5 protein-coding genes are annotated in these 4,047 nt (G+C 36.0%); 3 read left to right on the top strand and 2 right to left on the bottom strand.

What is annotated here, in order from left to right; translation table 11 throughout:
- Positions 1-9 precede the first annotated feature (9 nt).
- The 3 genes from NSS74_RS27890 (at position 10) to NSS74_RS27880 (ending at position 1,747) form a co-directional block, all read left to right on the top strand.
- Positions 10-306 carry a transposase gene (locus tag NSS74_RS27890; protein WP_002135468.1) on the top strand — a complete coding sequence of 99 codons (297 nt, stop codon included), beginning with the start codon at positions 10-12 and terminating at the stop codon, positions 304-306.
- A gap of 8 nt (positions 307-314) precedes the next feature.
- Complete coding sequence (locus NSS74_RS27885; protein WP_002140633.1) at positions 315-1,196, top strand: IS3 family transposase; 882 nt, start codon at positions 315-317, stop codon at positions 1,194-1,196.
- 137 nt (positions 1,197-1,333) lie between these two features.
- The gene (locus NSS74_RS27880) at positions 1,334-1,747 is read left to right on the top strand and encodes a YugN-like family protein (protein ID WP_002131278.1); all 414 of its coding nucleotides are present in this window, start codon (positions 1,334-1,336) and stop codon (positions 1,745-1,747) included.
- On the opposite strand, the gene NSS74_RS27875 is transcribed toward NSS74_RS27880, so the two are convergent.
- Both NSS74_RS27875 and NSS74_RS27870 read right to left on the bottom strand, forming a co-directional pair.
- Complete coding sequence (locus NSS74_RS27875) at positions 1,734-2,729, bottom strand: potassium channel family protein (RefSeq protein ID WP_061690114.1); 996 nt, start codon at positions 2,727-2,729, stop codon at positions 1,734-1,736. The two genes, NSS74_RS27880 and NSS74_RS27875, sit on opposite strands and share 14 nt — an antisense overlap.
- 95 nt (positions 2,730-2,824) lie before the next feature.
- Entirely contained in the window at positions 2,825-3,508 is a 684-nt protein-coding gene (locus NSS74_RS27870; protein WP_002034530.1) for an MgtC/SapB family protein, read from the bottom strand.
- Positions 3,509-4,047: the final 539 nt, after the last annotated feature.

Genomic DNA, 4,047 nt, shown 5'->3' with positions numbered 1-4,047 from the left:
GATTTTTTCATGGGAAAAATTAGAGTCACTTACGATGTAGAATTTAAGAAACAAGCTATAGATTTATACTTAAAAGAAGGCATGAGCTATAAAACCATTGCGAAAGAATTAGGTATTCATCACTCGGTTGTAAGTCGTTGGGTGAAACACTTTGAAGCTGAAGGAATCAAAGGACTAGAAGAAAAACGCGGTAAAGCGAAAGGACCAGGTTTAGGTAGACCAAGGGTTAGACCCGAAGATCCTGAAGCTAAGATCAGACGATTAGAAGCGGAAAATGAAATGTTAAAAAAGCTCTTAGGGATGTAAAAGGAGGAATGAAAGTCGTATCCAAAATAAAAAAATTCGAAGTCATCCATGAAATGACAAAAACAGGTTATACAGTGACCATTCTATGCGATATTGCTGGTGTAACCAGAAGTGGATACTACAAATGGCTAAAACGGCATACGACGCCTTCTAAAAAACAATCAGAGGATATCGAAATTAAGAAAAAGATATTGGAGTGTCATAAAAAATTAAGAGGAATTTATGGATATAGAAGAATACAAGTGTGGCTGAAAGCCACATATAACCTTCATTTGAACCATAAGCACATCCAAAGATTGATGAGTGAACTAGGTATCAAAGCCGTAATTAGGAAAAAACGACCTTATTACGGAAAAAAAGAAGCTTATGTGATTTCAGAGAACCATCTAAATAGGGAGTTTCAGGCTTCAAAACCGAATGAGAAATGGGTAACCGATATTACCTATTTGATTTTCAATGGACAGCGCTTGTACTTATCCGCTATTAAGGATTTATACAATAATGAAATTGTTGCCTATGAAACCAGTCGTAGAAACGACTTAAAGCTTGTGTTAGATACGCTTAAAAAGGCAAAGAAAAAACGAAATGTGAAGGGAATCCTCTTACATAGTGATCAAGGATCCCAGTATACATCTCGTCAATATAATCAATTACTTAAAAAATATCAGATGAAGGCAAGTATGTCTCGAAGAGGCAACTGTTGGGATAATGCTTGTATGGAAAACTTCTTCAGTCACTTTAAGGCAGAGTGTTTTCATTTATACTCCTTCCGTAAAGCGAATGAGGTCAAACTTGCCGTGCGTAAATATATGCACTTTTATAATCATCAAAGATTTCAAAAGAAATTAAATAACCTGAGTCCATATAAATATAGAACTCAGGTTGCTTAGTTGCGCTTTTTAAATACTGTCTACTTGACAGGGGGCACTGCAGGTCTCCGGTCGCTTTTTATTATTTTATTGAAAGGTACATCGGTATATTCAAACTAGAATGGGTATGCTAAAGGAAAAGTCTAGGAGGGATGGGCTTGATTCCGATTCAATCAAAATTAGAAGGATGTACATATGCGTTATATAAGTTAGAAGAGGTTATGAAACCACTTGGATATAGTATTGGCGGCAATTGGGATTATGATAAAGGATGCTTTGATTATAAAATCGACGAAGAAGAAGGGTATCAATTTTTACGCGTACCATTTACAGCGGTGGATGGGGAACTAGATGTGCCTGGTGTAATAGTCCGTCTTGAAACGCCGTATATTCTTTCGCACGTATATCAAGACGAACTAGATGATAATGTTAATGCTTTAACAGCTGGAACGAGTGGATTGGATCAATTTGCGGAGCCGCAAGATCCAGATGGAGATGTGAAAAGAAAGTATGTCAATATTGGTAAAGTATTGGTACAAGAACTAGAAAATCATTTTTTTAATGGTGAATAACGATGAGTATGTCGCTTTCGATGAGAATGAAAGAATGAACTGGATTGATCATATATTGTTCGTCGCGCTTTACACCTAGTAAGAGAATGTTTTGCTTTAAAAGAGTATAGCTACAATTTGCAAAGGATTGTCCGGTGCAGGACGGGGGAATCTCCATCAGTTGTAATTTGTTATCAGAGATTTCATCGTAAAGTGAGAATAGTACACCTGAAATGGAAGGGAATAAAAGAGAAGCGGTAAATACATAGCTCGTTAATTTATTTCCTTCTATAATTTCTGATACGCCAGCTCTCGTTGCATTTTGGATTTGTTCAGAAGTAAGAAGTTCAGCGATGCAGTGAATGTTTGGATTAAGTCCTTTTGCAGTTAAAATATTTAAAATGGACTGTGTATCTGCTAAGCTTTCGTTCTTCTCTTTATCCGCTGTTATTAATATAGTGTGAGCTGTTGTAATGTTAGCTTTTAATAAAGTTTGATCGTGATGCGGACAACCTTTTATAAATTCTAAATGATGAAATGGCTTTGGAAGTAAAGAAAGTGTTTCATCAATTAAAACGATATCAAGGTTCGGTTGTAATATGTGCATTTGTTTTACAACATGTTTTGCACGCTCATTCCAGCCAACGATAATCATATGACCATTAGAGGTAGCAGCTGTTTCACCCTTAATTCTCATATATTGTTTATTAATCATGTCGGTAGCGAATAGAACCATATAATAAGAACAAAATCCCGTTCCTAATAAAATAATACATATACCAATAAGTTTTCCTATCGTTGTATGGGGGGCGAAATCGCCGTATCCAACGGTGAAAATGGTAACGATTGACCACCAAACCCCGTCGAACCATGTGGTGAAGTGAGATGGCTCTAATATATGTATAAGAAAGCCGGAGAAGGTAGTAAGTACAATAATAAAACAAATTAAACGAAAAATAATGGAATCACGAAATGTATCTACTAAATTCGGACGGGATTTCAAGTTCCTATTCCTCCTTACTTTTCAGGACTACATTCATTGTTACCATTATAGAAAAAAGAAAAACTCTCTAATTAAAAAGAGAGTTCATTTCATAATTAATACATACTTTCAACTTCAGTTTGTTGAACACTTTCAAGATGCTGAAGAGCATAATAAACATCAGCAGTATGTCTTTTTTGATCGATAGACAATTTTAAATGTAAATAGTGCGAACCATTTTCCAATGTTTTGAGCTTCATGTTCTTAACTTTTATATCCATTTCTTTTATTTCTTCAATTACGGTCGGGATATTGTCCATATTTCGTACAACGAGTTTCACTGCGATATCACGTTGGCGAAATGATCTAGGACCGACGTATTTCATCGCTAATGGTATAAGTTCTACACTAATCATAAGGAAACACATTCCGAAAATAGCCTCGATATAGAAACCAGCTCCAACGGCAATGCCGATGCCAGAAGCACCCCAAATCATAGCGGCGGTCGTTAACCCCGCAATACTATCGTTTCCTCTGCGTAAAATTACACCGGCACCTAAAAAACCAATTCCTGATACAATTTGAGCGGCAAGTCGAAGTGGATCCATATTCATATGATCGGTATGTGGTAAGTTGTAAGCTGCTTTAATAGAAACAATAGTTAGGAGGCAACTAATAATAGAAATAACTAAACACGTTTTTAAGCCGAGTGGTTTACGTTTTAATTCGCGCTCTAAACCGATAGCGAATCCTAAAATAGCCGAGAGACCTAGTTTTATTAATAAGTCGGTGTAGTCCATGTATATTCCTCCTTGTATGATATGGTATATGAATAAAACGTTTATCCCACTATTTGCGGGCAGTCAGCCCCGCCTCAAAATTCGCCGAATGCGAGAAAGTTAGGTGGGAGACGACTGCCCGTAAATGCCCGATTGGTGAAGGCTAATAATCAGTGGGGGATGAACACCCCCCACTGATTAAAGTTTCACTTTATATAGAAAGAAACGTTTTTTGACAGAGTGACTTTCTATAGAATATATGTAGGAATTACTTAGAAATGAAAGAGATGTTTCGTTTAAGTATATGATATTAAAAAAGAAATGTAGTTGGTTTCAAAAAAGTTTTCAAAAGGTGTTGCATTTCATTTTTTCACATGATATATTAATAAACGTCGCTGATGCAGAAACGCAGAAAACGACAAAAAAGAAATTGAAAAACATAGTTGACATCGAAAAATTAAGATGTTAATATGATGAAGTCGCTTCTGAAGCGGCAGATAAGTTCTTTGAAAACTGAACGAAACAAACAACGTGAACGTCAATTTTTATTTTTAGATGCT

This window comes from Bacillus sp. FSL E2-8868 (genome assembly GCF_038005505.1).
In the GTDB taxonomy this organism is placed as follows: Bacteria; Bacillota; Bacilli; order Bacillales; family Bacillaceae_G; genus Bacillus_A; species Bacillus_A mycoides.
The sequence above is the reverse complement of the archived record's forward strand: the minus strand, read 5'-3'. Positions and strand labels throughout refer to the sequence as shown.